This window comes from Flavobacterium sp. (assembly GCF_036405015.1).
Lineage (GTDB): Bacteria > Bacteroidota > Bacteroidia > Flavobacteriales > Flavobacteriaceae > Flavobacterium.
The window spans coordinates 1-2,474 of the sequence record NZ_DASWYK010000244.1 but is presented as its reverse complement, the minus strand read 5'-3'; the positions used below and the strand labels follow the sequence as shown (position 1 = coordinate 2,474).

General features: G+C 31.0%; 3 protein-coding genes. 1 reads left to right on the top strand and 2 read right to left on the bottom strand.

What is annotated here, in order from left to right:
- Positions 1-247: 247 nt before the first annotated feature.
- Both VGE71_RS21510 and VGE71_RS21505 read right to left on the bottom strand, forming a co-directional pair.
- The gene (locus VGE71_RS21510) at positions 248-1,483 is read right to left on the bottom strand and encodes an ABC transporter permease (protein ID WP_331140158.1); all 1,236 of its coding nucleotides are present in this window, start codon (positions 1,481-1,483) and stop codon (positions 248-250) included.
- A gap of 84 nt (positions 1,484-1,567) precedes the next feature.
- Positions 1,568-2,062 carry a YkgJ family cysteine cluster protein gene (locus VGE71_RS21505; protein WP_331140157.1) on the bottom strand — a complete coding sequence of 165 codons (495 nt, stop codon included), beginning with the start codon at positions 2,060-2,062 and terminating at the stop codon, positions 1,568-1,570.
- Positions 2,063-2,133: 71 nt separating this feature from the next.
- Here VGE71_RS21505 and VGE71_RS21500 point away from each other — a divergent pair.
- Positions 2,134-2,474: class I SAM-dependent methyltransferase (locus VGE71_RS21500; protein WP_331140156.1), on the top strand; the 341-nt coding region annotated here is incomplete at its 3' end.

The window sequence follows — 2,474 nt, the reverse complement described above, 5'->3', positions numbered from 1 at the left end:
CCCCGATAGCAGCGGAAATCCTTTTTATGGCGGGGTTCGCCATGAAAAGATTGCAGCGGATAGCGGGAAATGGCTCCTTATATTTATCGAAATCACAATTTTTAAACTCCAAATTCCAAAAAAAAACTGGATGTGACTTCGCTGCGCTCAGTATAACCATTCAATGCTATATATTATATATGCACAAAAAACAAACCCGACAGGTTTTCAAAACCTGTCGGGTTAATATCTTTAAACTCGCTTATCCTTAATCAAAGCGAATAGCTTTTACTGGAGATATTTTGGTTATTATATAAGATGGTATCAATAACACTACAAAACAAATAGACACCGTAAGCAAATTCAACAACAGGATATAGATCCAGTTTAAATATACAGGTGCCTGATTTACGTAGTAGTTTTCAGGATTTAACTGAACTATCCCGAATTGTTGTTGAATTAATAAAATAGATATTCCAATTAGATTCCCCCAAAGCAACCCGCGAAGTATTAAATAGAAGGCATTATAGAGAAATATTTTTCTAACCGACCAATTATTAGATCCCATGGATTTCAAAATGCCTATCATTTGAGTTCTTTCCAAAATAAGCACCAATAAAGCAACAATCATATTAATTGTCGCCACCAGAATCATAATTGCTAAAATTATTACAATATTAAAATCAAACAATTGAAGCCAATCAAAAATATAACTGTATTTTTCAATTATAGTTTTTGTATCTAGATTGGAAGACGTTTCCTCGTAAATCTGATTTCCAACGTTTTTAATTTCGTTAAAATCTTTTACAAAAACTTCAAAAGCTCCTACCTGATCTTCTCTCCATTTATTAATCTTTTGAATATGACGAATATCTCCTATAATATATGTCGAATCAAAATCCTGAAATCCTGAATTAAATATGGCCGCAATCTTAAATCGACGACTATTAGGCAATTTCCCTTGTTCTTCTTTTACAAAAAATGTATTAAACTGATCTCCGACTTTTAAATTTAATCGGTCTGCTAGAAATTTTGAAATAACAACATCTTCATTCAGTGCCTTTTTAAAATCGGGCAACTTACCTCCCACAATAAATTCACTGATATTATTCCAATCATAATCTGCTCCGACACCTTTAAAAACAATTCCTTCAAATGCATTCTCTGTTCTTATAATTCCTGCCTTAGTAGCTATCGCCTGGATATGACTCACTTCTGGAACGGATTTAAAATTGGGATAGAAATCTTGCTTTTTCGAAATCGGAATTAAGGTTACTTCAGAATTATTATTATCATAATTCGATATTATTACCTGACCGTTAAAAGCGGAAACTTTATCTCGTATTTTTTTTTGCAATCCTATTCCGGTTGCAACAGAAACAATCATCATTATCATCCCTATCGCAATTGCCGAAATAGCAATTTTTACGATAGGCGCAGAAATACTGCTCTTGTTATCTTTTGCAGTAATAAGTCTTTTGGCTATAAAATATTCTAAATTCAAATTAGCAGTTTTTATTCATTACAATATCAAAAGTACATCATAAAAAAGAAAAGAAGATATTCTTAAGACATAACTATCTTTTTTTTATAACGGAATTTTCTTTTTCATTTCCTCTACTATATTATAAGCTGCAGGACAAATTTCAACATTTTTTAGAGTCAGATTAGAAATTTGGTAAAACTTATTACGATCAGTATGCGGAAATTCACGACAGGCTTTAGGACGAACATCATAAATCATACAATAATTTTCATTATCTAAAAAAGTACATGGAACACTTTTTAAAACATAATCCTTATCCTCATCAATTCGTAAATATTGCTCAATAAATTGTTGCGGCTTTTGTCTAAAATGCTTTGAAATTCGTTCTATATCTGCAAGTGTAAATAAAGGACCTGTTGTTTTACAGCAATTAGCGCATTTTAAACAATCCGTTTTTTTAAATTCTGCATTATGCAAATCTTGCATAATGTAATCTAAATTTTTGGGCTGTTTCTTTTTAAGCTTATCGAAATACTTTTTATTCTCGTTATGCTTATCTTTGGCTAACTTACTTAAGTTATTTAAAATCTGTTTCAAGTTTAAAATTTAAAGTTGATCTGCAAAATTAAGCAACTTTAAACTTGAAACCTTAAACTTTGACTAAAACAATGAAAGATCTTTTTGGAAAAGCAATATTTGATTTCCACACCAATAATTCACCTGAAGACATAATAACCGAAACTTCAATATCTGAAGAAGACGAAATGAGCGTCGAATATCTTTTTCGCACTTATAAAGAGATGCCAAAAATTGAACAAAAAGCACTTCAATTAGCAAAAGGAAAAATATTAGATGTAGGGTGCGGAGCCGGAAGTCATGCTTTATCACTTCAAAATGACCGAAATTTAGACGTAGTAGCTATTGATATTTCTAAAAAAGCAATTGAAACCTGCCTTTTAAGAGGAATTAAAAATGCAAAAGTTGAAAATATTTTAGATTTCGAAGGAGA